Source organism: Pseudocolwellia agarivorans (genome assembly GCF_002000085.1).
Taxonomy (GTDB): Bacteria; Pseudomonadota; Gammaproteobacteria; order Enterobacterales; family Alteromonadaceae; genus Pseudocolwellia; species Pseudocolwellia agarivorans.
Genome location: NZ_MUZU01000001.1, coordinates 253,871 through 279,429 on the forward strand (window position 1 = coordinate 253,871; position 25,559 = coordinate 279,429).

23 protein-coding genes and 1 other RNA gene are annotated in these 25,559 nt (G+C 35.5%); 6 read left to right on the forward strand and 18 right to left on the reverse strand.

Features of this window, described 5'->3' with window-relative positions; translation table 11 throughout:
• Positions 1–6: 6 nt before the first annotated feature.
• Both smpB and ssrA read left to right on the forward strand, forming a co-directional pair.
• Complete coding sequence (gene smpB, locus B0X80_RS01065) at positions 7–489, forward strand: SsrA-binding protein SmpB (protein WP_077337992.1); 483 nt, start codon at positions 7–9, stop codon at positions 487–489.
• 93 nt (positions 490–582) lie between these two features.
• Positions 583–932: a transfer-messenger RNA gene (ssrA, locus tag B0X80_RS01070) on the forward strand.
• Between the two features lie 429 nt (positions 933–1,361).
• On the opposite strand, the gene B0X80_RS01080 is transcribed toward ssrA, so the two are convergent.
• Positions 1,362–2,705 carry a DUF4062 domain-containing protein gene (locus B0X80_RS01080; RefSeq protein ID WP_077337994.1) on the reverse strand — a complete coding sequence of 448 codons (1,344 nt, stop codon included), beginning with the start codon at positions 2,703–2,705 and terminating at the stop codon, positions 1,362–1,364.
• A 679-nt stretch (positions 2,706–3,384) separates the two neighbouring features.
• On the opposite strand from B0X80_RS01080, the gene B0X80_RS20285 reads away from it, so the two are divergent.
• The 3 genes from B0X80_RS20285 (at position 3,385) to B0X80_RS20405 (ending at position 4,502) form a co-directional block, all read left to right on the forward strand.
• On the forward strand, positions 3,385–3,552 hold the full coding sequence (locus tag B0X80_RS20285) for a YhfG family protein (protein WP_089024821.1): 168 nt from the start codon (positions 3,385–3,387) through the stop codon (positions 3,550–3,552).
• A gap of 9 nt (positions 3,553–3,561) precedes the next feature.
• Positions 3,562–4,143, forward strand: a complete 582-nt coding sequence (locus B0X80_RS01085) for a putative adenosine monophosphate-protein transferase Fic (RefSeq protein ID WP_217697120.1) — start codon at positions 3,562–3,564, stop codon at positions 4,141–4,143.
• A gap of 200 nt (positions 4,144–4,343) precedes the next feature.
• The gene (locus B0X80_RS20405) at positions 4,344–4,502 is read left to right on the forward strand and encodes a hypothetical protein (RefSeq protein WP_175623850.1); all 159 of its coding nucleotides are present in this window, start codon (positions 4,344–4,346) and stop codon (positions 4,500–4,502) included.
• A gap of 423 nt (positions 4,503–4,925) precedes the next feature.
• Here B0X80_RS20405 and B0X80_RS01090 read toward each other — a convergent pair whose 3' ends face one another.
• The 3 genes from B0X80_RS01090 to B0X80_RS01100 all read right to left on the reverse strand — a co-directional run bounded on the left by B0X80_RS01090 (position 4,926) and on the right by B0X80_RS01100 (position 9,000).
• On the reverse strand, positions 4,926–5,789 hold the full coding sequence (locus B0X80_RS01090; protein WP_077337996.1) for a prohibitin family protein: 864 nt from the start codon (positions 5,787–5,789) through the stop codon (positions 4,926–4,928).
• A gap of 106 nt (positions 5,790–5,895) precedes the next feature.
• Positions 5,896–8,520, reverse strand: a complete 2,625-nt coding sequence (gene alaS, locus B0X80_RS01095; RefSeq protein ID WP_077337997.1) for an alanine--tRNA ligase — start codon at positions 8,518–8,520, stop codon at positions 5,896–5,898.
• 51 nt (positions 8,521–8,571) lie between these two features.
• Positions 8,572–9,000 (reverse strand): regulatory protein RecX, encoded by a 429-nt coding sequence (locus B0X80_RS01100; protein ID WP_077337998.1) that lies wholly within the window; start codon positions 8,998–9,000, stop codon positions 8,572–8,574.
• Between the two features lie 156 nt (positions 9,001–9,156).
• Here B0X80_RS01100 and B0X80_RS01105 point away from each other — a divergent pair, with 156 nt between their 5' ends.
• Entirely contained in the window at positions 9,157–11,511 is a 2,355-nt protein-coding gene (locus B0X80_RS01105) for a BACON domain-containing protein (protein WP_077337999.1), read from the forward strand.
• 74 nt (positions 11,512–11,585) lie between these two features.
• Here B0X80_RS01105 and dinB read toward each other — a convergent pair whose 3' ends face one another.
• From dinB to B0X80_RS01175, 14 genes are all read right to left on the reverse strand, one after another.
• On the reverse strand, positions 11,586–12,644 hold the full coding sequence (dinB, locus tag B0X80_RS01110; protein WP_089024822.1) for a DNA polymerase IV: 1,059 nt from the start codon (positions 12,642–12,644) through the stop codon (positions 11,586–11,588).
• Positions 12,645–12,814: 170 nt separating this feature from the next.
• The gene (nqrM, locus tag B0X80_RS01115; protein WP_076418581.1) at positions 12,815–13,036 is read right to left on the reverse strand and encodes a (Na+)-NQR maturation NqrM; all 222 of its coding nucleotides are present in this window, start codon (positions 13,034–13,036) and stop codon (positions 12,815–12,817) included.
• Positions 13,037–13,144: 108 nt separating this feature from the next.
• A complete protein-coding gene (locus B0X80_RS01120; RefSeq protein ID WP_077338001.1) occupies positions 13,145–14,158 on the reverse strand; it encodes an FAD:protein FMN transferase in 1,014 nt (337 codons plus the stop codon).
• A 250-nt stretch (positions 14,159–14,408) separates the two neighbouring features.
• Positions 14,409–15,632, reverse strand: coding sequence for an NADH:ubiquinone reductase (Na(+)-transporting) subunit F (nqrF, locus tag B0X80_RS01125; RefSeq protein WP_077338002.1), 1,224 nt, complete (start codon positions 15,630–15,632; stop codon positions 14,409–14,411).
• Positions 15,633–15,695: 63 nt separating this feature from the next.
• Positions 15,696–16,319: an NADH:ubiquinone reductase (Na(+)-transporting) subunit E gene (nqrE, locus tag B0X80_RS01130; RefSeq protein WP_077338003.1), complete on the reverse strand. Its 624-nt coding sequence runs from the start codon at positions 16,317–16,319 to the stop codon at positions 15,696–15,698.
• A gap of 5 nt (positions 16,320–16,324) precedes the next feature.
• Positions 16,325–16,948, reverse strand: a complete 624-nt coding sequence (locus B0X80_RS01135; protein WP_076418587.1) for an NADH:ubiquinone reductase (Na(+)-transporting) subunit D — start codon at positions 16,946–16,948, stop codon at positions 16,325–16,327.
• On the reverse strand, positions 16,948–17,730 hold the full coding sequence (locus B0X80_RS01140; protein ID WP_077338004.1) for a Na(+)-translocating NADH-quinone reductase subunit C: 783 nt from the start codon (positions 17,728–17,730) through the stop codon (positions 16,948–16,950). Before B0X80_RS01140 ends, B0X80_RS01135 begins: the two co-directional genes overlap by 1 nt.
• Positions 17,723–18,934 (reverse strand): NADH:ubiquinone reductase (Na(+)-transporting) subunit B, encoded by a 1,212-nt coding sequence (locus B0X80_RS01145; RefSeq protein WP_077338005.1) that lies wholly within the window; start codon positions 18,932–18,934, stop codon positions 17,723–17,725. The genes B0X80_RS01140 and B0X80_RS01145 overlap by 8 nt, the downstream gene beginning before the upstream one ends.
• 2 nt (positions 18,935–18,936) lie before the next feature.
• The gene (locus tag B0X80_RS01150; protein WP_077338351.1) at positions 18,937–20,274 is read right to left on the reverse strand and encodes a Na(+)-translocating NADH-quinone reductase subunit A; all 1,338 of its coding nucleotides are present in this window, start codon (positions 20,272–20,274) and stop codon (positions 18,937–18,939) included.
• 341 nt (positions 20,275–20,615) lie between these two features.
• Positions 20,616–21,806 carry an enoyl-ACP reductase FabV gene (gene fabV, locus B0X80_RS01155; protein WP_077338006.1) on the reverse strand — a complete coding sequence of 397 codons (1,191 nt, stop codon included), beginning with the start codon at positions 21,804–21,806 and terminating at the stop codon, positions 20,616–20,618.
• Positions 21,807–22,016: 210 nt separating this feature from the next.
• Positions 22,017–23,123: a TRAP transporter substrate-binding protein gene (locus B0X80_RS01160; protein WP_245825355.1), complete on the reverse strand. Its 1,107-nt coding sequence runs from the start codon at positions 23,121–23,123 to the stop codon at positions 22,017–22,019.
• A gap of 5 nt (positions 23,124–23,128) precedes the next feature.
• Positions 23,129–24,514: a TRAP transporter large permease gene (locus B0X80_RS01165; RefSeq protein WP_077338007.1), complete on the reverse strand. Its 1,386-nt coding sequence runs from the start codon at positions 24,512–24,514 to the stop codon at positions 23,129–23,131.
• The gene (locus tag B0X80_RS01170; protein WP_077338008.1) at positions 24,514–25,062 is read right to left on the reverse strand and encodes a TRAP transporter small permease subunit; all 549 of its coding nucleotides are present in this window, start codon (positions 25,060–25,062) and stop codon (positions 24,514–24,516) included. The genes B0X80_RS01165 and B0X80_RS01170 overlap by 1 nt, the downstream gene beginning before the upstream one ends.
• 146 nt (positions 25,063–25,208) lie before the next feature.
• Positions 25,209–25,529 (reverse strand): BolA/IbaG family iron-sulfur metabolism protein, encoded by a 321-nt coding sequence (locus B0X80_RS01175; RefSeq protein WP_175623851.1) that lies wholly within the window; start codon positions 25,527–25,529, stop codon positions 25,209–25,211.
• Positions 25,530–25,559: the final 30 nt, after the last annotated feature.

Here is a 25,559-nt window from a genome sequence, read left to right on the forward strand (position 1 = left end):
ACTAACATGGCAAAAAAAAAGAAACCAAATAACAATACTATCGCACAAAACAAAAAAGCTCGTCATAACTACACTTTAAGCGACAAGTTTGAAGCAGGAATGAGCTTGCAGGGTTGGGAAATAAAATCAATCCGAAGTGGTAAAGTAAACATATCAGACTGTTACGTACATATTAAAAATGGCGAAGCGTATTTGCTTGGTGCTGAAATAATGCCCCTCAATGCCGCATCTAGCCACGTAGTATGTGATCCAAATCGTGACCGAAAATTACTACTAAACCGCAGAGAGCTAGAACAAGTTAGCGCTTACGTAGAACGCGATGGCTACTCACTTATAGCTACAGCAATGTACTGGAAAGCCTGCTGGGTTAAATTAGAATTTTTCCTAGGTAAAGGTAAAAAAGATCACGACAAACGTGCCGATATTAAAGACAGAGAATGGGCTGTTGATAAAAGCCGTTTAATGAAAAACAAAAATTTAGAGCGCTAACTGGTTAAAAAATACCACGTTGTTTAAATAAAGAAAGCGCTGTACAATGCACGTTGTAGAACAAATTAAAGTGAAAACTTTAATAAAAACTTTGGGGCGGATCTAGGATTCGACAAGATTCACGAAACCCAAGGTGCATGCCGAGGGGCGGTTGGCCTCGTAAAAAGCCGCAAAACTATAATTGCAAACGACGAAACGTTCGCACTAGCCGCTTAGGCTAGCCATCGCCTCAAAAATTGTCCTGTTGTTTAGAGGATCGATGGTCACCCCAAATAGGATAGCGAGGGAAGCACGCTTAAGGCTGAACCGCGAAATAGTATTAAGCTCACCATGACGAAGCCTGTCGATTGGCGTCCAATTGGTTAAATAAATAATCGACTAAGCATGTAGTACCGAGGATGTAGGTTTTTTGGACGGGGGTTCGATTCCCCCCCGCTCCACCACACAATACCCTTTACAATAAATAGGTTGTAAAGGGTTTTTTATTTAAGTACCCAAACAGTACCCTAAAAAATATAAACAAAAATATTATGAACAAATATATAGGGCTAATCTTATTCATTTCGTTTAACTGTTCAGCAAATTCTGATTTCTATTGTTCAAAGGGAAAAATATCAATTGGTGACAGCTTTGAAAAATATGAAAATATATGCGGGAAGCACAAAGGGAAATTTGAAGCGGGAATGCGAAACCTCAAAAGTTTCAAAACTTTCGAAAAAATATATCCAGACAAATCAAAAGTTAGATTTTTATTTATTGATAAAAAATTAGCTTTTATATTTACCTAAATTGCATATAACTTCCCAATAATTATTAGCTAAAATAATGAACGAGTAAAGCTCCTATTGTTATTTATCCCTGTTATAAAGCTTTTATACCACTACTTCAATCATCTGAATATCAGTCGATTCGTACTCTTCACAAATTGTTCTTATTTCAATTTGATAACTTCCAGACTTAAGAGGAACAAGCATATATTCATCATCAAACGTTCGACGTCTTGTATGAAGTAAATTATTAAGTTTTATAGTTACTTTATTGCCCTTCAAATTTGTCCAGTTATCCTGATTAATGTTAGTAATAGGCATAACATTACGCACAAGAAGTTCATTCATATTTCTCATATCGAACCTAGTTTGACTATCAGCCCCAAAAACATTATCTAATGATATGTGAGAAATGGATTTTCTAAACGCTTCTTCTTGATTTTTTTTATATCGAGATTGTGCCATTTTAATTGGGTTATTCGGTAAAGGGTTTTTAGGTTTACTAAATTTTTCACCTTTGATATACACTAAAAGACCATCAGGAAAAATAATATCTATGAACAAGTTATTAGCTTTCATGGAACCTTTATTACTAACATGGAGAACTAAAGGAGTTGAATAATTATCTAGCTTATATATCCTTTCTTTCTCATTGTTATAATGCTCTATCTCTAATTCAGTTGGGAATTCACGATTATATTTTTCAATGTCTTCATTTGAAATAAATTTTTGCAGATGTTCTGCAATATCATTTAAATCAACTTTATTAGGTAATATTAATTTTTCAAACTTATTAAAATTTTCATCGACTTTAGGAGGATCTATAGCCACCTCTATTATAGGTTTTTTTGGTGATATTCTTGATTCTAAATCACTAATTTTTTCTCTTAGCTGTCGATTATCTTTACTAAGAGAGGCTAGTTCTTTGGTAAGGGCCTCTTCAGACCCCAATTTATCACCTCTAACCCAACCTACAGCAGGTTTTTGCATAATTTGTTTCATTAAAGATATAGAAACGTTTTTTATTAATTCTTCTTTTAAGCTCCAAAACTGTGCCATTCTAGAGTTTTTCAAGACTAATTCTCTGAAATTATTAATTTCAGTAAGATCATCATCTCTTTTGTCTTTAGATAAAGGCACCGTTTCATTCATAACGAATGCAAGAATAGGAATTTTATTTTCCAAAGCATATTGATATTCTTTTTGTGTAAAACTTATACCATCAGAGGTTTTTGAGCCGTATCGTAAACCTAATATCAAAATATAATAATCACTAACTTCAATAGTTCTTCTTATAATTTCCCACTGGTCTTCATCTTCAGCACTAAACATTTCCATTCCAATTGGAATATGATACATCTCAAGAACGGCTTTAATTATACTATCTCGTTCGTCTTCAATATCTGAATATGTTGAACTAATAAATACTTGATATTTTGTTAAATTCATAATAATTCCAAAAACTATAATATAACGCTTAATTAATTTTTATTTAAAACAAAGTATCAAAATTATACTTTGTGTTCAATCACTTACTTTTATACCTTAATTTAAAGCGTGTGAAAAAAAGTACTAACCATACTCTGTATAGAAGACAAACGCGCTAACGCTTAGGAAAAAAAACAAACCATCTAAGCTAATAGTTCATCAACCCCTTAACCTTTACCCCCGTATTACTAAACGGGGGCCTATTAAAATCAAAGACTTACTAACGCACTTCGTTTGTTCAACAACGTTCTTTAACGACGAAGAGAAATCGTTAAAGCTGCAATTGTTCTCTATTTAATATTATTAATAGGTATAAAAAAAACGAGCAGACGGTAAACCGCTTGCTCGCTTTCGTTGTCGTTGCTCAGGCTTCGCCCTCCGCCTCAGTGCTCTCGCGCTGGTTTACTTTGACTTTCTTATTTAAATTAAACTTGCATTAGGTGCAGCAGTCTGTTGAAGCCCATCATCATGTGTTTCACACCTTATGACGTTACGTCAGACAACTATGGAAATAACTTAATAACGTTACTTTTTTATTAAAAGCAGTGCGCTTTAACAATTTGGAATAGTTATAAAGATAGTGATATTGTTATATAATGATATTACTATTTTATTGTACTAATTTTTTGAGGAGTTTATCTTGGCTTTATTAACCTTTTCTGAAAAAGTTGAATATATTAAACAACATCGTACGGAAAATTATCTTCATAGTTTACGTTTAGAAGGTGTTACTCCAACTGAAAACTCAAAACCAATGGCATTATCCAAAGAAGAAACTATTGCTAAATATAAGGCACTTGCTTCTTAAATGGTATCGATGAAATATGGTACAGGTGATGACCCTTATTGCTATAAAAATACAGATATCTTAATTAACAATCTCAATATAAAAGATAATGCATTATTAGAATTAGCTGAAACAGATATTTCATTATTATCCTCTGAATCAATTGATTTCTCTCCACCTCCCTATAATTTTACTTATCTGCAAAATATTCATAAAACACTTTTTAGTGATCTGTATCTGTGGGCAGGTTTAATTAGAACGATAGGTATAAATAAAGGCGACACCATGTTTTGTCGTCCTGAATATATACAACGTGAAGCCGATAAAATATTTACTTTATTAGCTCAAGAAAATTATTTCCAACAGCTTAATATAGAAAAGTTCATCATTAAAATGGCTGAATTCTATGGTGACTTAAATATTATCCACCCATTTCGCGAAGGTAATGGCCGTTCACAGCGCATTTTATTCGAACATATAACTGTTAACAGTGGCTTTCAAATATCATGGTCGAGTGTTACAAAAGATGAATGGATTCAAGCAAATATTAATAGTGTTCACTGTGATTATTCATTATTAGAATCAATTTTTTCTCGATGCGTATCTGAATAATCTCCTTTATTAAAAGTATTATCACAATAACTAATATCTCTAAGTGGAACTCCCATTTTTGTTAAATAGTCGAAGCTAAAAATATATTCTCTAGGTGATTCATCACATACGTCGATTAATCGTCCTTTGTATACCCCCTTACCTCTAGTTACTCATAAGCCATTAATGACTCAAATATTTTATTACAATCTATTGGAAAATTGGTTAAAAGTGTCTGCTCTGAAACTATTGTTCAAACAGAGTTAGGCAAAAGAGTTGATGTGAGCTGTACTACTATTGATGAGGGTTCAGCATTAGTTAAAGTTAACCGTTCGCGTAAAGCAAGAAAAGCGCCTGAAGAGTTTTCTGATAACTTCTAAAACTGATGTATTTTTAGGAATATAAAGCTAAATTTTATTTGTTTTGATAGTGGTCTATAACGTTTAAAAGTTGTTATTCCGTTGCATTTACGCACTTAACCTTAATCAAGGTAATTTATTGATTTTAAAATACAAAAAGACGCTGATTAGCGTCTTTTTTCGTTTATATAAAACTCATATATTTTAAAAACTATTTAACCTCAACTCGGGTTAATGAATGTTAGCGAATGAATTAAAGTTATTATTTATCAAAAACCTAATATGTATCGTTGTTTTCCTAAGCTATATTAGCTTCTCAACATTGATATTTTTGTGTATAACAAGGCGAATTTTTCTATCTAATAGCTGGCTATTAGTAATAAATTCAACGAAGTTAGACGTAAAAATAGCTTGTTGAGTAACTTTACTTATCCCGAGCTGAGGTTATTTAGCTCGCATATCTAAAATAGGCATGTTCTGTCCACCTAACATGGTTGAAGGTAATTTACCGTCCCAATTTTGAGCTTCTGTTAACTTAACAATTAATGGGTTGTCGCCTAATGCTTTCGCTTTTGCTGTAATGGCTTCTGCTTCGGCTAAACCTTTGATACGAATAGATTCTGCTTCTGCAATAGCAACTAATTTAATACCATCAGCTTTTGCTTTAGCGGTGTTTACATCTCGTTGGGCTTCTAGGTTTTGTCTTGCGAGTTTATGTTCTTCGGCAGCTGCTAAGTTTTTTTCTGTTTGCTTAGTTTCAATAGATGTTAAGTACTTAGCAGGTAGCTGAATGTTTTCAATTTGAATGTTATCTACTGTTACTGGGAAGTCTTTCATCTCTTCAATTAAGTTAGCTTCAATGGCTTGAATCGCGCTTGCTCTGTCTTGAATAAGCTTTTCTGCATCAAAGCGTGGGATCACGTCTTTCGTTGCGGATCTAAACCTTGGATCTAATATTCTGCTTTCAAATTGTGAAAGACCGCCGTATTGTCTAAATAGCTCTAATGCTGCAGTTTTATCTACTGTCCAGTTAACAGAAACGCTAATGGTAACGGGCATTTGTTCTTTTGTACTAGAGGCCATTCTTTCTTCGTTTTTGCGTGTTCTTACTTCTATTTCTTCTACGCTATCAATAAAAGGTACTTTAAAGTGTAGCCCAGGGTTTACTTGTTCTTTAGCTTCGCTAAAACGTTTAACTATCCCTATATGCCCTTCGTTAACGGTATAAATAGATCCCATCAGTAAAATAAAGCCGACGATTAGAAATATAATCGTTTTTACTGGGATATTAAATTTTTGAAAGTTCATTCTTCATCCTTAATGTATTTAAAATATTACTGCTATAAAAAAAGACGCGGGATGCGTCTTTTTATGTTTAGGTTGTTTCACTCTTATTTAATTTAAATAAGCGCTATTAGCCCAATTTTTCTTCTAACCATGGTTTAACGGTTGCAAGTGCTGCTACTAGGTTTTCTGGTTGGCTACCACCGGCTTGCGCCATATCTGGACGTCCGCCACCTTTACCACCTACTTGCTGGGCTACTACATTAACTAATTCGCCCGCTTTAACGTTATTGGTTAAGTCTTTAGTTACACCAGCAATTAAGCTCACTTTATCGTCGTTAGCTGTTGCTAAAAAGATAATAGCTGAGCCCATTTTGTTTTTAAGGTCGTCTACCATACCACGTAATGATTTAGCTTCGGCGTTTTCCAGATTCGCAATAAGTACTTTAATACCATTAATGTCGATTGCTTGGCTAACTAAGTCAGAACCTGCTTGAGCCGCTAATGTTTGTTTTAGCTGGGCAATTTCTTTTTCAAGTTGCTTACCTTTACTAATAAGTAGCTCTACTTTGCTTGCTGCGCTGTTTGTGTCAGATTTTACCATTGATGCAATTTTACTTAATGTACTGGCTTGTTCGTCAACAAAGTTTAACGCACCGTTACCTGTGTAAGCTTCTATACGTCTAACGCCAGCAGCAATACCAGATTCAGACGCTATTTTAAATAAGCCAATATCGCCCGTTTGGTTTACATGAACACCGCCGCATAATTCGGTAGAAAATTCCCCCAGTGTTACTACGCGTACTTCTTCGTCATATTTTTCACCAAATAGTGCCATAGCGCCTTTTTCTTTGGCTTGGTCTATTGCCATTAATTCGGTGTTGCGTTTATGGTTTGTACGTATTTCATTATTTACCATGCGCTCTACGGTATGCAATTCTTCTGCTGTTACGGCTTCAAAATGAGAGAAATCGAAACGTAATTTTTCAGCATCACACAACGAGCCTTTTTGCGTAACATGGTCACCTAATACTTTACGTAAAGCGGCATGAAGTAAATGAGTAGCGGTATGGTTTTTAACAATATTATTACGGCTTTCAAGGTTAATTTCTGCATTAACCTTTTGTTGTAATTTAATTGCTGCTTGTGCCACACCTTGGTGAGCAAAAGCATTACCTACTTTTACTGTGTCTTTAACTTCAAATACGCCAGCGTCAGAACGTAAAACACCTGAGTCACCTACTTGTCCGCCCGACTCTGCGTAAAATGGTGTTTGGTCTAATATTACAACGCCTTGCTCACCCGCTTTCAGCTCTGTTACTGATTCGCCGTTCGCAAAAAGTTCTACAACCGTTGATGATAATTGGTATTGCGTATAGCCTTTAAAATCACTTATTTGATCAGATTTTAATTGTTCGTTGTAATCTGTACCAAATTGGCTAGCTTGTTGCGCTCGTTCACGTTGACGTGTCATGGCTTGATCAAAACCATCTTGATCGATAGTTAGGTCACGTTCGCGTGCAATATCAGCGGTTAAATCAGCCGGAAATCCGTAAGTATCGTAAAGTTTGAATACGTCTTCACCTGAAATTACACTACCTTTCATTTCAGATAGTATGTTTTCAAGTAATGCCATGCCTCGGTCAAGCGTACGGCCAAATTGTTCTTCTTCAATACGCAGTATTTTTTCAATAATAGCTTGTTGATCAACTAATTCAGGGTAGGCATCGCCCATTTGCTTAGCTAGTGACGCTACTATTTTATAAAAGAAATCTGTTTTAGCTTCTAACTTATGCCCATGACGAATTGCACGACGAATAATACGTCTAAGTACGTAACCTCGGCCTTCATTTGATGGCATAACACCATCAGTAATTAAGAAACTACAAGAGCGAATATGATCAGCAATTACACGTAATGATTTATGCTCTAAATCTTTACAGTCTAACAAGTTAGCAATATCAGAAATTAAACCTTGGAAAATATCAATTTCGTAGTTGCTGTGAACACCTTGCATAATAGCCGCAATACGTTCAAGCCCCATACCTGTATCAACAGAAGGTTTAGGAAGTGGATCCATTGCTCCATCGCTTTGGCGATTGAACTGCATAAAAACAAGGTTCCAAATTTCGATAAAGCGATCGCCATCTTCATCAGGAGATCCCGGAGGACCACCAAAAATACCTTCACCATGATCGTAGAATATTTCAGAACATGGACCACATGGCCCAGTGTCACCCATTGACCAAAAGTTATCAGATTCGTATTTTTTATCTGGAGATTTATCACCTATACGAATAATTTTATCTACAGGTACACCTATTTTTTCAGCCCAAAAGTTAAATGCTTCGTCGTCTGATTCATAAACAGTTACTAGCAGTTTTTCTTTGGGTAATTTTAATACGGTGGTTAAAAATTCCCATGCATAAGTAATGGCATGTTCTTTAAAATAATCGCCAAAACTAAAGTTACCTAACATTTCAAAAAATGTATGATGACGAGCGGTATATCCCACATTTTCTAAGTCGTTGTGTTTACCACCGGCTCTAACACAGCGCTGCGAAGAGGTAGCACGCGTATAGCTACGTTGCTCTGCACCTAAAAAAACATCTTTAAATGGTACCATTCCAGCATTGGTAAAAAGTAAGGTAGCGTCGTTACCAGGAACTAAAGAACTACTTGCTACAATTTGATGTTGCTTAGATGCGTAAAAATCTAAAAATGCTTGACGTAATTCAGCACTCGTTTTAATCATGGGAAATCCAACTCGTTAACATTTAATTATTTATATTCGTATTGTAGTTACTTACAAAATAGCGAAAATTTCATCAGAGGAAAAACCTCTGCTTTGTAAAAATCGTGCACGTTTTGCTTTATCTTTTTGATCAATAACAGCTGTTGTACCAAAACGCTTATTATACGCAAGCTCGGCCTGAAGATACCAATCAATTTGCTGATTATTCTTTAATTGAGAAATTAATGATGAACTAATACCTTTTTGCGTTAATTCATTTTTAATATACAACCAACCATAACCTCTATTTACACGCGTTCTAAACACGCTTTCAGCAAAGCGTTCATGGCTTAGGTAGTTTTCTTCAATAAGGTATTCAATAACCGGCGTTATTTCTTCTTGTTCAAACTTTCTCAACAAAAGTTTTTGCGTTAATTCTTTTGTGGAGTGTTCTCTACGAGATAACAACCCGATAGCGGAATGTAAAATACTTTTATTCAATTAAATTTAAACCTATACAATGAGTAGGCTTATTTTACTGAATATTTTAAGCAAATAAACAAGAGAATAAATAGCTTTTACATTTGCACGATGATCACGCAAAATATAGCCATATAAAAACAGTCCAAAAAGCTGTAAAACTAAACAGGGATCTGTATGTTAAAAAACATGTTAACCATTCGAAATATTCTTCTAGCTGGCTTATTGGTTGTTCTGCAATCGTGTGGTAGTTCAAGCGACAAAGAAAGCTACACAATATCAGCTGACAAAACATCGTTAACCTTTAGCGCGGTAGCGCAGGAAAAGTCGACTCAATCTTTAAAAGTTGACGTTGAATTTTCTGGTGATGGCTTATTAGTCGGTTTTTCTCCCGATTCAACGCCACTATCTTGGATAAAGTTTAGAACGGAGAATGTAACTCAAAATTCCGCAACGGTTTATATTGAATTAGTAGATAGTGAGTTATATAGGCCTAATTTATATGAAACTAAAATTAGGCTTTCTACAGGCGCTATTGAAGGAACAGATATTAACCTTGTTCATCACGATATAGATGTTTCGATATTAATTGCTCAAACAGTTAGTTTTAAAACCATTGCAGGTAAAACTAATGTACCCAGCCAAACAACTACGTTAATCAATTCAACAGACGATACTTGGGAAGCTTCTACAACAGCGGCTTGGCTAACACCTGTTTTAACTCAAGATACTGAAACTAAAACACTTACGTTAACCAGCACTGCTGATGTTAGTTCCTTTAGCAGTTTAGATGTATACCAAACAGAAATCACATTAAAAAATACGGTAACAAACGAAGAATTTGTTATTCCTGTAGAACTGGGATTAGATAACACTTACCTTTTTGCCAACCAGCCACACGTTGCTTTAGTTTCTACGCCTAATAGCAACATAACCGAAACGATTATATCTATATCAAACAATGCAGAAAAGGTGATTAATTGGACAGCGACTACAACGGCTGATTGGCTAACCTTAACGCCTTTAGCTGGTGGAAATGCCCTTAAAATAAGCGCGGATACTTCAAAAGTAACTGAAAATGAAACATCACTAGCCGACATTAGTATTGAATCGAATACGACAAACGAAGCCATTACTGATGTTGTAAGCGTAAGTTTATTTCATTCAACTACCCTAACTGAAAAACAAGATATAGCGCTTAATAGTGATTTGATTAACGCTAATGCGATTGCAACATCTCCTTCGCAGCCTTTAGTATATGTTGGTGTAAATAATGAAATTAAAGTATTCAATATTTACACGGGGGAATTGCTTAATACTTTAATTGCCTCACCTGAAGGCACCCAAGTAGCACAGTTTGTTATGCATCCACAAGGCACCTACTTGCTGGCTCAAGCAACTGAAACAACAACGAGTGATGATGAAACATCTACAGTTACCCATAGATATAAAATAAATTTAGCAGACAATACCTTAAATGAGATTGAAGATTGGACGATAGTTGCTACCCCAGATCGTATCGTTAGATTGTCTGGCCGATATTTTGTATTAACATCAGCTTTTGAATTTGCAGACGAAAACTTAAAACAACTTTATTTCAATGTAGCCGATGCTTTTGACCCAACGAAAATTGTAGTAGCCGAGTTAAGCAATAGTATATTTGCTATAGATAATTCTGATACAAACTTGTCTCAAATAAAAAGATTTAAAGTTGAAGTAAACGACTATACCAAAGAAAAAGTAGCTACTAGCTTAACTCATACCTATCACCCTACGAACCTTCCTGATGAAGAACCTATTATAGATTTAGCTGTAACTAACGATGAAAAAAATCTATACCTTGTGAGTAAAACATCTGAATGGCTGAGTTTTGATGGTACAAACTTTACTGATAATGGTTTATTAGCAAAAGAAGAAACGGTACTAAGAGCGGATCAAGCCACTGAAACAATTGTAAATGAAGATATAACCTCAAGTGAAGATAATATAGTTACTCACTCTGTTTACCTAAATAGCCTTAATCAGCCTCATTATATAAGAACAATTAAAGTACCTAATACTTCACCAACCCTTTATGAAACACACATTAATACCTACAGTACGCAACAACAATTAATGGCGAGTATTTCTGCCTCTAACAATACTCAATTATTTAATGTATCGCCTGTTGATATAAGTTTTTCACTGAGCGCTCAACATATAATAGCCAACGATAAAACACGCAATAACGTTACTTTTAACTTAGCACCTTTTATACCTGATACGCTTGAAGTAACCTTTAATGTACCGTTATCTAACCCCCAAGATGAACAGTTTATTGTTAATTTAGGTAATATTGATAGCGAATGGCAAGCCTTAAGAAATGAAGACTGGATTGCTGTATCTAAAGAGACAGAAAAACCAAGCGAACTTATTATTACGTTAGTCGATTACAACACGTTAGGTTCTGGTATATATCACGACGAGATTATTATATATGATGTTGCTAACCTTGCATCAGCAACAATCAAAGTAGTGTTAAACGTTGAGTAATACCAAGTCCATTAAATTTTAAAACTAATTAAGGGTTGCATTAGCAATATAAGTTAGCTGTAGCCCTACTCTCTTTATAACTCCAACTCAAATTGATGTTGCTCGTCAGCTTCTTCGCCCAAGCCAATATGTACACCTAATAATCTCACCGCTTTACCCTCTCCGCGAGCTAATGCTTCTTGTAAAAGCTGATTAAAAATATCATCGTCAAAACTATGATGCTTAAATTCTTTAGTGGTTTGATGAAAGTCTTTGAATTTAACTTTAACTCCTAATTTACTGATATCACGTGTTTGAAGATAAGATTCAGAACGCCGCTTTAGCTCAGGAATCAGCTTTTCATGCATATACTCACTCAGTTCTTCTACTGAGTTAATATCATGAGCAAAGGTTCTCTCAACACCTACAGACTTACGTATTCGACTAGTAACCACTTCCCTATTATCTACGCCATGACATTTATGCCATAAAGAGATGCCTAATTTACCAAACTTATTAATAAGTTCAGATTTTTCGTAGGCGATAACATCTCGCCCAAACTCTAAACCATGCGCTTTAAGTTTTTCAAACGTTACTTTGCCTACACCAGGAATTTTACTGAGCGACATTTTTTCAACAAAGTCGTTAACTTTGTCAGGCGTAATAACACATTGTCCGTTAGGTTTATTTTCGTCGCTGGCAATTTTGGCTAAAAATTTATTGGGAGCTATACCTGCTGAAGCGGTAAGATTGAGCTCATCAAAAATATCTTGTCTTATCTGCTCAGCAATAAGCGTCGCGCTACCTTGACAGTGTTTAGAGTCGGTAACATCTAAATAAGCTTCGTCTAACGATAAAGGTTCTATTAGGTCTGTATACTTTTGGAAGATAGCTCTAATTTTTACCGATATTTCTTTATATACATCCATTCTGCCATTCACAATAATAAGATCAGGGCATAACATAAAGGCTTTAGCGTTTGGCATAGCTGAACGTACACCATATTGGCGAGCTATATAATTAGAAGTGGATAAAACACTGCGAGGACCATTACCACCAACGGCCATAGGTACATGTTTTAATTCAGGATTATCTCTCATTTCTACTGCGGCATAGAAACAATCCATATCGATATGAATAATTTTACGAACCATAGAAAACCCAAAAACACTGTATATAAAAACAGTTTAAAGGAGTTGTTAGGTATTTACAATGAGGAAGATAATGAAGGAAGAAATAAGTGATACATGCTGCACCACTTATTTAATTGTTGGAGTGATATAAAGCTGTAAAGCTATTAGGTCGTTAAAATAGTCGACTATAATTAGATATTTTTAATATCTATAGAATTTTCGTTAAGAGCAGCGGCTTTTTCACGTTCAATTCTTTTTTCACACGGGTTATCACAGTCACAAGCTTTTTCAATGCCCATTGAAGATAAACCACCACAAGAGCCCGCAAGTGTTTTATTTTGAAAAATATAACCAACGGCCATTGCAGCAACAACCACGAGAAAAAAACATAATGTAATTAAAAAGATACCCACAATGTAACCTTAATATTTTGTTCAAATGTATTCATGCTTTATTCTATTTAAAGCACAACTTTTAATATAGACCGAGTATATGTAAACAATATTCTCGTTAATTATTTTTTATTTAAGATATTGAGCAAATTTTACCGTGCTTTGCTCAACAAAGCCATTTTCTGATTTACTAATAAAGTAAGCAGCTATTTCATTCTCTTCTGCAAAAGCTAACGCTTCTTTTTCGCCCATCACCATTAATGCTGTAGATAAACCATCAGCCGTCATTGATGATGGATGAATAACCGTGACAGATACTAACTTATGATTAATAGGTTTTCCTGTAGCAGGATCAATAATATGAGAAAAACGTTGCCCGTTAGATTCGAAATAATTTCTATAATCACCAGAAGTAGCAACAGCGTTATTTTTAGGAACAACAACTTGCTGAACAGCGCGTTCGGTTGTTACTGGTTTTTCTATAGCGATATGCCATAACTCGCCAGTATCTTTAAAGCCTTTTAAACGCATTTCACCACCAATTTCTACTAAGTAGTTGTGTATGCCTCTGCTTTCTACTAACTCGGCAATTAGGTCGACTCCGTAGCCTTTAGCAATGGTAGATAAATCAATATAGAGTTCATCAATTTTTTTACTTAATCGACCATCAACTAACTCAATATTTTCAATACCTACTTTACTTTTAGTTTGTTCGAGTAACTCATCAGAAGGCACTTTTTCAAGACGATATTCAGGACCAAACCCCCATAAGTTTACTAAAGGTCCTACGGTAACATCTAACTTGCCATTACTTAATTTACCTAAACGAATAGCTTCTTCAATAACACGCGCTAAACCTTTAGATAAAGTAACAGGCTCTGACGATCGTAATTGATTAAAACGTGAAAGCTCTGAATCAGGAATATAGGTAGACATTTCTTGGTTAACATTAACAAGCGCACTGTCTATATCTTTTTGTAGTAATTGGGTATCAATAGAGTCGTTTTCTACTATCACTTTAATATTGTAAGTGGTTCCCATTGTTCTACCTTGCAGTAGTACTTCTTTTTTGTCTAAGTTTTTACTAGGAAAGCATCCCGTCAGTAAAGTTAAAACAAGCGTGATTAATATTAAGTTTTTCATACAACTTCCAAAAGATTATTATTTATGTAAATGCACTTCTATCAGATAGTAAATTGCACTTATATAAATAATAAAGGCGACCTAAGTCGCCTTTAAATAAAATATTAATTAAATATTTTAGTGTGAATTATATTTTAAAGTTAAGCGAAGAATAGTGGTGCTAATTCAAAGCGGATGCACGGAGTTGACGATAGTCAATGAGTACATCCAACGCTGAAGTAGTGCCAATAGGCAAGCTTAAAATAAAATATTAGCCACCAAAGTCATCTAACATGATATTCTCGTCTTCTACACCAAGGTCTTTAAGCATATGAATAACAGCAGCATTCATCATTGGTGGACCACACATGTAGTACTCACAATCTTCTGGCGCTTCATGATCTTTCAAGTATTGTTCATGTAATACGTTATGAATAAAACCTGTTAAACCATCCCAATTATCTTCTGGTTGAGGGTCTGAAAGTGCAACGTGCCATTCAAAGTTGTCATTAGCAGCCGCTAAGCCGTTATAGTCATCTTCATAGAACATTTCACGTAGTGAACGTGCACCATACCAGAAACTCATTTTACGCTTAGAGTTTAAACGCTTAAGTTGATCAAATATGTGTGAACGCATTGGCGCCATACCAGCACCACCACCAATAAATACCATTTCAGCATCGGTATCTTTCGCGAAGAATTCACCAAATGGACCTGAAATAGTAACTTTATCGCCAGGCTTTAAGCTAAAGATGTACGATGACATTTTACCTGCTGGTAAGTGTAATCTTCCTGGAGGTGGCGTAGCAATACGCACGTTAAGCATGATAATGCCTTCTTCTTCAGGATAGTTAGCCATTGAGTATGCACGTAACGTTGGTTCATCAACTTTTGATTCAACATCAAAAAAGCCAAAATGATTCCAATCGCCACGGTATTGTTCATCAATATCAAAATCGCTGTATTTAACGTGATGAGCTGGCGCTTCAATTTGAATATAACCACCGGCTCTAAACGGTACAGATTCACCATTTGGAATTTGTAGTTTTAGCTCTTTAATGAAAGTTGCTTTGTTATCGTTAGAGATAACTTCACATTCCCATTGTTGAACACCAAAGATTTCGTCTTCTACTTCAATTTCCATGTCTTGCTTAACAGCAACTTGACATGAAAGACGACAACCTTCTTTAGCTTCACGTTTAGTGATATGACCTTGCTCAGTTGGTAAAATATCTCCACCACCTGAATGAACATGTACACGACACTGTCCACAAGTACCACCACCACCACATGCTGAAGGAATAAAAATACCTTGGTCAGCAAGTGCGCCTAATAGCTTTCCGCCAGCACTAGTCGTAACTGCTTTATCTGGATCGCCATTTATACTAATAGTCACGTCACCTTCTGCAACTAACTTCGATTTAGCAAATAAGATTACTAGAACCAAAGCTATAACGATCGCAGTGAACATGCCTACGCCGAGAATGATTTCCATCGACTTTTCCTTATACTTTTCTAGGGGAATACAAGTTACAACTCGTATTCCTTGTTAATCTTATTATAACGAAATACCACCGAAAGAAAGAAAGCCAAAAGCCATCAATCCTGCAGTAATAAACGTAATACCCAAACCTTTAAGGCCATCTGGAACGTCAGAATATTTCATCTTTTCGCGAATACCAGCAAGCAATACAATAGCTAATGCCCAACCGATACCAGAGCCAACACCATAAACAACAGATTCACCTAGCGTTAAGTTTTTAGATACCATAAATGATACCGCACCAAAAATCGCACAGTTAACCGTAATTAACGGTAAGAAGATACCTAATGCTTGATATAACGCAGGGAAGTATTTATCTAACACCATTTCAAGGATCTGAACTAATGCAGCAATAACACCGATAAACGTTATAAATGATAAGAAACTTAAATCAATTGTTTCTTTAGGGTTTGTAATCCCCATAATTGAATCTAAAGCACCAGGCGCTAATATTGCTTGGTAGATTATTTGGTTAGCTGGAACCGCAATACCAAGTACAACGATAACAGCTACACCCAATCCCATAGCAGTACTTACTTTTTTAGACACAGCTAAGAAAGTACACATACCTAGGAAGAAACTTAAAGCGATGTTTTCAATAAAAATCGTTTTAACTAATAAACTAATATAATGTTCCATGAGTTCTAATCCTTCTCAACTTGTTCTGGTTTCCATTGGCGAATTGCCCAAATTAAGAAACCAATAAGGAAGAATGAGCTAAATGGTAATACTAATAAGCCATTTGCTTGATACCAACCACCATTTTGAATCAATGGTAATATTTCGATACCAAATACGGTTCCGAATCCAAATAGTTCACGAACAAATGCAACACTCATTAGGATAAAACCGTAACCTAGACCATTACCAATACCATCCATGAAACTAACACCAGGCTTTTCTTTCATAGCAAAAGCTTCAGCACGTCCCATTACGATACAGTTAGTAATAATTAAGCCAACAAATACAGAAAGCTCTTTCGATAATTGATAAGAGAAAGCTTTAAGTACTTGGTCAACTACAATTACCAATGATGCAATAATTGCCATTTGAACAATAATACGAACACTTGAAGGTATTTGATTACGAATAATCGAAATAAACAAGTTAGAAAATGCTGTAACAACAACAACAGCTAATGTCATTACTAATGCATTTGCCATTGAACTTGTTACCGCTAAAGCAGAACAAATACCAAGTATTTGAAGCGCTATAGGGTTGTTGTCAAAAATAGGTTTAGTTAAAACCTTATTTGTTTCTGAAGCCATTAGTTAACACCTCCCTTACCTAATGAAGAGCGATACTTAGCAATAAAAGGTTTGTAACCTTCTTCACCAAACCAAAACTGTAATGTACGTGTAACACCATTACTTGTTAAAGTTGCACCTGATAAAGCATCAACACCATGGATGTCGTTAGCTTTTGCGCCACCTTTAACTAAATGAACTTTAGGTTCACCTTTGTCGTCATAAATCTTCTTACCTGGCCATAATGCTTTCCACTTAGGATTCATTACTTCAGCGCCTAGGCCCGGAGTTTCTTTATGATCAGAGTAAACAACACTACGTACAGTATTTAAATCTGATTCTAAACCAACGTAACCGTACATTAAATCCCATAAGCCTGAACCAACGATAGGAAGAACAATCGTGTTAACTTCACCTTCGTCGTTGCGTACTAAGTAAACAACAGCGTTATTAGAACGACGGTTGATACCTGCAATGTCATTATCAGGTTTTTCAGATTTAGTTGCATCACGTGAATTACGACGTTCATCAAATAATAATGGGTCACCTTCAATAAATTCACCTGAATCTAGGTCAATCATTTTAGCGTCAACATATTTGTTAAACGTTGCAACGATATCATCACCAGCAACATCTAATAGACCAGCTGTTTCTAAAATCTTAGTTTGTTGATCAAGTAATTTGTTCGCTACCTGTAAAGGCTTAAGCTGAACTGCAGAGATAGATACTAATGCAGCACACACTAAACAAACAATTAATACAAAACCAATCGTTTTGATAGGAGTTTCTTTATTACTAGACATTACGAGCAAGCCTCCTTTTGATGTTACCTTGTACAACAAAGTAATCGAATAAAGGTGCAAATAGGTTAGCGAATAGAATAGCTAACATCATACCTTCTGGGAATGCAGGGTTTACAACACGAACAAGTACAACCATTACACCAATCAATGCGCCATACCAATACTTAGCAGTATTAGTGAAAGAAGCCGTAACAGGGTCTGTTGCCATAAAGATCATACCAAAAGCAAAACCACCTACAACAAAGTGCCAATACCAAGGCATATCAAACATTGCATTAGTGTCGCTACCAATAAAGTTAAACAGAGTAGCTGTTAGAACCATACCACCAAACACACCTAATACGATGCGCCACGATGCGATACCTTTATAAAGGATGTAAGCACCACCTAATAGAATTGCAAATGTTGATACTTCGCCAACAGAACCAGGAATAAAGCCCCAGAATGCATTCCACCAGTCAGCATTTAAAGCGTAACTAATTTCACCTACTTGTGCCGCAGCGCCTGCAGCTAAAGCTGTGGCACCAGAGAAACCGTCAACAGCAACCCAAACAGAATCACCTGAGATTTGTGCAGGATAAGCAAAGAATAAAAATGCACGGCCGGCTAATGCTGGGTTTAAGAAGTTTTTACCTGTTCCACCAAATATTTCTTTAGCAACAACAACACCAAAAGTAATACCGATAGCCACTTGCCATAAAGGAATAGAAGCAGGAACAATTAATGCAAATAAGATTGAGCTTACGAAGAAACCTTCGTTAACTTCATGCTTACGTACGGCAGCAAAAAGAACTTCCCAGAAACCACCAACAATAAATGTCACGGCATATATAGGTAAAAAGAACACAGCTCCGTAGAGCATCATTCCAAACCAACCAGTATCAGCAGCTAAGCTACCACCTAGTGTTTCAAATAGGCCTACTTGCCATGTATCAGGTAAAGCATAACCAGCTGCTAATGCTTCAGTTGCTTGAAAGCCAATATTGTACATACCAAAAAACATGGCAGGAAATACGGCTAACCAAACTGTGATCATGATACGCTTAAGGTCAATACTATCACGAATGTGAGTTTTGCCTTTGTTAACATAACCCGGAGTAAATAAACCTGTCGCTACGGCTTCGTAGAGAGCAAACCATTTCTCATGTTTACCGCCTTTTTCAAAATGCGGTTCTATATCTTCAATAAACTTTTTGATACCCATGACTAACCTTCCTTCTCTATTATGGTTAGGCAATCACGAAGTAGAACGCCGTAATCTGTTTTGCCTGGACAAACAAACGTACAAAGCGCTAAATCTTCTTCATCTAGCTCTAAAGCACCAAGTTGTTGTGCACTGTCTGTATCACCAGCAGCTAAATCACGTAAAAACAACGTTGGTAAAATATCTAAAGGCATTACACGCTCATAGTTTCCGATTGGAACCATTGCACGAGAACTTCCGTTAGTCGTAGTCGTCATATTAAATAATTTCTTAGGGAAGAAATGAGACATATATGCACGAGTTACTGAGAATTTATTTGGTCCAGGATACATATAACCGATAAATTCTTTTTCACGACCTTCTAAAATTAAAGAAAGTTGGACGTGGTAACGACCTAAATAACCATGAACACCTTTCGCCGTAGAACCTGATAACAATGAACCAGAAACAACACGTAATTCACCAGGCTTAGCTTCATTTTCAGTTAATTCAACAGTTGAAGCACCTAATAAGGTTCTTACTAAACGAGGGTTTTTAGCAGCAGGACCAGCTAATGAAATAACACGCGTACTATCAAGTTCACCAGTAGTAAATAACTTACCATATGCAATAACGTCTTGGTAACCAAGATGCCAAACAAATTTCTCAGCGCTTACTGGTTTTAAAAAGTGTATTTGCGTACCAACAAGGCCGGCAGGATGTTTACCTGCAAACTCGTTTACTTTTACATTAGCTTCAACAGGAATATTGGCTCCTGGTGCCTTGCTAACAAAAATATCGCCTTCAGTTAAGCGTGAAAGAATAATTAAACCTTGTTTAAATGCTTCTGCCTGTTCGTTAATAATAACTTCAGGATCAGCTGCATTTGGGTTTGTATCCATTGCGCTAACAAAAATGGCTGTTGGTGTTGAATCAATAGCAGGAACTTTACTATACGGACGCGTTCGTAATGCTGTCCATAACCCAGAATTAACGAGGTTATTTACAACATCTTGACGATCTAGTTTAGATAGTTCATTTGCTGAGTAGCTTGGAAACGTCTCTTTTTCGTTGCCATCTATTTCGATAACAACTGATTGTAAAACACGTTTTTCACCACGGTTGATTTCTTTTACAACACCTGATGCTTGAGCTGTGAATTTAACGCCAGGGTTCTTTTTATCTTCAAAAAGAACCTGACCTTTTTTAACACGATCTTCCACTTTAACAAACATGGTAGGTCGCATACCCACAAACTCTTCACCTAGTGTTGCAACGGTTTTAATGGCATTGCCATCGTGGATCACTTGTTGGGGCGAACCAACTACAGGTACATCCAGACCTTTTTTTATTGTAATCATAAACACTTGCACTACTTTTGATGGGAGTATCAAAATCAAAGATTTTTATTCAAACCATTTACGCATGAACATAACCAGTACAAATAAAAATATTGATTTCAGTGTATTTCAGTAAGAAACAGAGAATAAACTTGTTTCCACTGGCTCTAGGTTAAAATTTTTCTGGCGCGATTTTAGCACAATAATTCAATATCATTCTACGGTCGCTACAACTTTTCATTATAATTTAGGTTAATAAATAATTATTAGCTCAAAATTCATGCAAAAAGTTATATTTTAGTGCAAAAAAAACCGATATTTTAATTATCGGCTTTTCAAATTGGTGCAACCTTGGTTGAAAATTAATCTAAGTGATTAATTTGTACAACAGGGTTTACATCAGCGTCATAATCAACGCTATCAACACCAAATCCAAACAGTTTTAAAAATTCTTGATGGTAACCTTCATAGTCAGTTAACTCATCAATAGTGTCGGTATCAACAGTATTCCAAATATCGGTTACACGTTGTTGAACACTGTCTTCTAATTCTTTGTAGTTTTGACGTAAACGCCCTTCTTCGTCTAAACGAGGCGTTTCACCATAAATATTTTCAACAAATAAATTTTGAATCTGTTCTATACAACCTTCATATGTACCATCAGCTTTCATTACTTTAAACATAGCAGAAATATACAATGGCATAATAGGAATTGCTGAGCTTGCTTGGGTAACTACCGCATTAAGTGAAGTAACGTAAGCTTCACCTTTAATAGCTTGTGTTGAAGCTTTAATTGCTGATGCTGCACGGTCTAAGTCTTCTTTGGCTTTACCAATAGTTGCTTTACCGTAAATAGGCCAAGTTAATTCTTTACCTATGTATGTGTATGCAACTGTTTTAAAGCCTTCTGATAATACGCCCGCTTCATTAAGTGCTTTGATCCAAAGCTCCCAATCTGCTCCACCCATAACGTCAATAGTGCCTTGAATTTCTTCTTCAGAAGCTGCTTCTACAGAAACAGAATCGATAACACGTTTTGAAGTATTTAAATTTTTAGTGGTAACACTCTGGCCAATAGGCTTAAGCGTTGAAGAGTATACTTCACCTGTATCAGGATCGGTTCTACGTGGAGATGCTAAACTATAAACAATGAGATCTATTTGGCCTAACTCTTCTTTAATGGTATTAATCGCTTTAGCCTTTATTTCATGAGAAAAAGCATCACCATTAATGTTTTTAGACCAAAGACCAGCTTCATCTGCAGCTTTTTGAAAAGCAGCAGTGTTATACCAACCTGCTGAAGCTGTTTTCTTTTCTGTTGGTGGTTTTTCGAAGAAAATACCTAATGTTTTCGCATTATTACCAAAAGCCGCTGTAATTCTAGAGGCTAAACCGTATCCAGTAGATGCACCTATAACCAGTACATTTTTTGGTTTAGTGTTAGCTTGTTCATGCTGCTTAACATAAGCAATTTGTTCATTTACATGAGTATCACAACCTACAGGGTGTGCATTGGTACAGATAAAACCACGAATTTTTGGCTTAATAACCATAAAAAAACCTTATATTTATATATGTTATCGATTGTTGAGCTCGATAGTACTAGTCGGAAACATGAGCAATCATTTAGAGAAAATTCATCCGTATAGCATTATTGCTCTTCATTTTAATGGGCATAGTTTACTCTGCTGAAAAAAATAAGAGGTACGAGCAGTTGAATTATGCAAAGTGTAACTAAAACAGCGACACTTTGCAGATAAATTTTATCTATTTTGTAAATATTCTTTTAGCGTTAAATTGTTGTAATCACGAGCTTTTGAAAGAAAATCTTGGTAAGACTTTAATACTCTTGCAAAATCTTTATCTTTTTTAGCCTCATCCGCTAAAACATCGTTTGTATGATTTTTTAACGCCAATAAAACATCATCAGGAAATTGTTTCAATTTAACATTGTGCTCGTTAACCAACACTTTTAATGCATTACTGTTTCGAGCAGTATATTCGTCAAGCATATCTTGATTAACCGCTTTTGCTGCTATTCTTACTATTTCTTGTAAATCACTTGGCAGTTCATTAAAAGCTTTTTCGTTGATCATAAATTCAAGTGTTGTGCCTGTTTCATGCCATATTGATGAATAGTAGTAGTCAGCAACTTGGTAAAACCCGAATGCAAGATCGTTATAAGGCCCTACCCACTCAGATGCATCTAAAGCGCCACTTTGCAATGATGAAAAAATTTCTCCACCCGCTAAATTAATAGGAATACCACCCGCACGTTTAAGTACTTCGCCACCTAAACCAGGCATTCTCATTTTTAAGCCTTTAAGGTCATCAACTGAATTGATTTCTTTTTTAAACCAACCTGCAAATTGCCCACCTGAATTTCCGCCAGCCATAGGAATAAGACCAAAAGGTTTATACAACTCTTCCCAAAGCTCTAAACCACCACCAAAGTGTAGCCATGCATTCATTTCAGTGGCTGTCATACCAAAAGGAATAGTACTAAACATCTGTGCTGCTGGGATTTTCCCTTTCCAGTAATAAGCCCCACTATGTCCCATTTCAACCGTACCTTGAGAAACAGTATCAAAAACCTCTAAACCAGGAACTAACTCCCCGGCTCCAAATACTTTAACGGTTAAACGTCCGCCACTCATTTTTTCTACATATTTAGAAAATGTTTCGGGAGCTGTTCCTAAACCAGGGAAATTTTTAGGCCAAGAAGTTACCATTTTCCATTTATACGTTTTAACTTCGGCCGCTCCAGCTTGAGAAATTGATTGTTTGTCGCTACCACACCCTGTAATTGCAATAGCACTCATTAAAAGTAACGAGCACAAGGAAAACATTTTATTTTTAAGTATTATCATATTTTCTATCCATATATTGTTTGAGGTAACCAGGTTATGAGCTCAGGCCAAATAGCCAAAACACCTAACAAGAGTACTTGTATTAAAATAAAAGGAACAACCCCTTTATAAATTTCGATCGTTTTAAGACTTTTATCCGCAACGCCCCTTAAATAAAACAAAGCAAAGCCAAATGGAGGTGTTAAAAAGGACGTTTGTAAATTAATAGCAATCATAATACCGAGCCATACAGGATCAAGTCCCATGGCTAATAAAATTGGGGCAACAATAGGAACAACAACAAAAGTGATCTCAATAAAATCTAATATAAAACCTAAAAAGAAAATAATAAGCATTACAACAATTGTTGCACCAATAACACCTCCAGGAATTCCTTCAAATACACTATGAATAAGCTCTTCACCACCGAAGCCTCTAAAAACTAAAGAGAATAAGCTCGCTCCAATCAAAATAAGAAACACCATAGATGATATTTTTACCGTACTTTGCATAACCGATTGCAGGTTAGGTAAGGTTAACTGTTTTTGCCAAGCAGCTAATATTAATGAGCCAACAGCACCAACTGCAGCCGCTTCCGTAGGCGTTGCATAACCTAATAAAATAGACCCTAAAACACAGCACATTAATAATAGAGGAGGAATAAGAGCAGATAAAAAGATACTCAGCTTTGATTCACCATTCATCAACTTATTCACTTCTTCATCATCAAGAGGTGGAACAGAAGAAGGCTTTAAAATAGCTAGTGTAATTGTATAAAGAATATAAAGGCCAACAAGTATCAAACCGGGAATAACAGCACCAGCAAACAAGTCACCTACCGAAACTGTTTTAGGGTTGAAGATCCCCATGTTTAATTGTGCTTTTTGATAAGCGCTTGAAAGAACATCGCCTAATAAAACTAAAGCAATTGATGGAGGAATAATTTGACCTAATGTACCCGTAGCACAAATAACACCTGATGAATATTTAGGACAATACCCCCGTTTAAGCATAGTAGGTAACGATAACATCCCCATGGTGACTACCGTAGCACCAACAATTCCTGTGCTTGCAGCTAATATCATTCCAACTATGATGACTGAGATCCCTAATCCACCGTTTAATTTACCAAACAACAATGTCATTGCATTAAGTAAATTCTCTGCAATTTTAGAGCGCTCTAACATAGCTCCCATAAATACAAACAAGGGAACAGCAAGTAAAGTTTGGTTATTAACAATACCAAATAAGCGACTAGGTAACGCTGATAGAATACTGGCATCAAATACATCAAAAAGTATTCCTACGCCGGCAAAAATCAACGCTGAACCTGCTAAGGATAATGCAACGGGGTAACCAATAATTAAAACAATACAAACAAATAAAAACATCCATAACGCAAGGTATTCCATTAACTTACACCCTCGATATTATTTACTGTATTGGTTTGCTCGTTCTTATATATGAGTGCATTTCTAAGTATTTCTGAAATACCTTGAAGAATAAGTGTTATTGAAAAAAGTAATAGAAAGGTTTTACTTAAATAAACAAAGGGTAAGCCACCTGGTTGAGATGATGTTTCCATAATACGCCAAGAAACTAAAACATAGTCCCAGCTAATGTAAAAAATAAAAGTACAAACGGGAATAAGTAAAAAAACAGTACCAAATAAATCAACTAACGCTTTAGTTTTTACAGAGTATTTTTGATAAAAAACATCGATACGTACATGGCCATTTTCTTTTAACGTATAAGCTGACCCTAAAAGAAAAACTAATCCATGCATATATAAAACTGACTCTTGCATAGCGATCCAGCCCATATTAAAGCCATACCTAAGTACAACAATAATAAAGGTAATAAGTACCATAAAAAGAGAAAACCAAGAAACAAACTTGCCAGTTAAATGTGTAAATTTATCAATAAAATGAATAAATGATTGAATGAGATTATTTCCCATTGAGTGAAAACCCATATATTGTAATTATTATACGGACAAAAATAACAGAATTTCAAAAGTGGAAACATAATTATTTTAAAATAATTATGTTTTATACTACTTTTATCTCCTCTTATTATTGCTCAAACGACACCGACCTAATATTGCTATGCTATTTTTTTATTAAAGTACGGAGATCCCATGAATAGAGGTAAAGAAGAATATCGATACAACCATTCTTTTTCGGTGTAAGTATGAAGTGTAAGTACTGAAATACTTTCAATCAGTTCTTTTGCTAAAATGCTATTAATAGCTTTGTGGCGTTGCTTTATTCTTAGCCCCTCAAATATTCTAGATATCATTACAACATTAAAATGAAATTGCTCAGGATCAGGAAAATCAAACAACAACTTTTCCTTAGTAATATCAATATGCAACGGAGAAAACGCGTTGATAAGCTTTTCTTCTATTAACAATTCAATAGCCATATATTCCCTCATGTTATTTTTATTAACATT

Bases quoted from the DNA above. Each gene is read 5' to 3' on its own strand.
- B0X80_RS01175 (WP_175623851.1), bottom strand. From the start codon at position 25,529: ATGGCTATTGAATTGTTAATAGAAGAAAAGCTTATCAACGCGTTTTCT.
- fabV (WP_077338006.1), bottom strand. From the start codon at position 21,806: ATGGTTATTAAGCCAAAAATTCGTGGTTTTATCTGTACCAATGCACAC.
- nqrE (WP_077338003.1), bottom strand. From the start codon at position 16,319: ATGGAACATTATATTAGTTTATTAGTTAAAACGATTTTTATTGAAAAC.
- B0X80_RS01105 (WP_077337999.1), top strand. From the start codon at position 9,157: ATGTTAAAAAACATGTTAACCATTCGAAATATTCTTCTAGCTGGCTTA.
- B0X80_RS01090 (WP_077337996.1), bottom strand. From the start codon at position 5,789: ATGAACTTTCAAAAATTTAATATCCCAGTAAAAACGATTATATTTCTA.
- B0X80_RS01145 (WP_077338005.1), bottom strand. From the start codon at position 18,934: ATGGGTATCAAAAAGTTTATTGAAGATATAGAACCGCATTTTGAAAAA.
- B0X80_RS01170 (WP_077338008.1), bottom strand. From the start codon at position 25,062: ATGGGAAATAATCTCATTCAATCATTTATTCATTTTATTGATAAATTT.
- B0X80_RS01135 (WP_076418587.1), bottom strand. From the start codon at position 16,948: ATGGCTTCAGAAACAAATAAGGTTTTAACTAAACCTATTTTTGACAAC.
- smpB (WP_077337992.1), top strand. From the start codon at position 7: ATGGCAAAAAAAAAGAAACCAAATAACAATACTATCGCACAAAACAAA.
- B0X80_RS01080 (WP_077337994.1), bottom strand. From the start codon at position 2,705: ATGAATTTAACAAAATATCAAGTATTTATTAGTTCAACATATTCAGAT.
- B0X80_RS01165 (WP_077338007.1), bottom strand. From the start codon at position 24,514: ATGGAATACCTTGCGTTATGGATGTTTTTATTTGTTTGTATTGTTTTA.
- B0X80_RS01150 (WP_077338351.1), bottom strand. From the start codon at position 20,274: ATGATTACAATAAAAAAAGGTCTGGATGTACCTGTAGTTGGTTCGCCC.
- B0X80_RS01085 (WP_217697120.1), top strand. From the start codon at position 3,562: ATGAAATATGGTACAGGTGATGACCCTTATTGCTATAAAAATACAGAT.
- nqrF (WP_077338002.1), bottom strand. From the start codon at position 15,632: ATGGAAATCATTCTCGGCGTAGGCATGTTCACTGCGATCGTTATAGCT.
- B0X80_RS01140 (WP_077338004.1), bottom strand. From the start codon at position 17,730: ATGTCTAGTAATAAAGAAACTCCTATCAAAACGATTGGTTTTGTATTA.
- B0X80_RS01120 (WP_077338001.1), bottom strand. From the start codon at position 14,158: ATGAAAAACTTAATATTAATCACGCTTGTTTTAACTTTACTGACGGGA.
- alaS (WP_077337997.1), bottom strand. From the start codon at position 8,520: ATGATTAAAACGAGTGCTGAATTACGTCAAGCATTTTTAGATTTTTAC.
- dinB (WP_089024822.1), bottom strand. From the start codon at position 12,644: ATGGTTCGTAAAATTATTCATATCGATATGGATTGTTTCTATGCCGCA.
- B0X80_RS01160 (WP_245825355.1), bottom strand. From the start codon at position 23,123: ATGATAATACTTAAAAATAAAATGTTTTCCTTGTGCTCGTTACTTTTA.